This window comes from Bartonella sp. AA9NXGY (assembly GCF_042196845.1).
Taxonomy (GTDB): domain Bacteria; phylum Pseudomonadota; class Alphaproteobacteria; order Rhizobiales; family Rhizobiaceae; genus Bartonella.
The window spans coordinates 1-633 of the sequence record NZ_JBHIRB010000115.1; the positions used below are offsets into that span (position 1 = coordinate 1).

Below are 633 nucleotides of genomic sequence, written 5' to 3' on the forward strand. Positions count from 1 at the left end.
ACCGTCACCCACCGCTATGAAAAACAAAGCGGATACACAACAGAAATCACACTCGAGGCACCAAACAAGGGAAAAGAGGCAGGAGAAAAGGAAACCTCTGAGTGACAGAAAATCAAAGGGACAACTTGACCCTTTGATCGGTGTTGAAGAGTATTGAGACCAAAATCAAAAGTTCGCATTTTGGTGTGGAGGTAAGGAATAGGTGCAACTTGCACCAATTGCATGAGTACAGCAATAGGGTAATGTTTACCCAATTCCTCAAAGGAGCAATGGTGCAAACATTGCACAATTGCATACTGAAGAGCAATTTGGTCAAGTTGACTGAATTCCTTAAACGCTTCTCTTATTTAATAATGTCCTGAATAATGTGCTTAGGATACAGAAAAATCATCAGTCAATTTATGCTAAAAGAAGTCATACCATCTTATATACGCTGCTTCTCAAATAATACGATTCCAACTCAATGATTGATCATCAAAAATTGCGATTTTGAGCAGAAAAGAAAAAGAGGCTTTAAATGATCTTTGAAAGGTCTTTGAAGACCCTTTGAGAACCCCTTAAAAACTCTTTGAAAAAAAATAAATTGGTACAAAACCTAGTGGCAAATTATACAAAACCTGCTGGCAAGCTACA

At 37.8% G+C, this 633-nt stretch carries 1 pseudogene; it reads left to right on the plus strand.

Annotation, left to right across the window (positions count from 1 at the left end):
• Nucleotides 1-105: pseudogene (locus ACFIM6_RS10125) on the plus strand (late control protein); the annotation flags it as partial.
• Nucleotides 106-633: the final 528 nt, after the last annotated feature.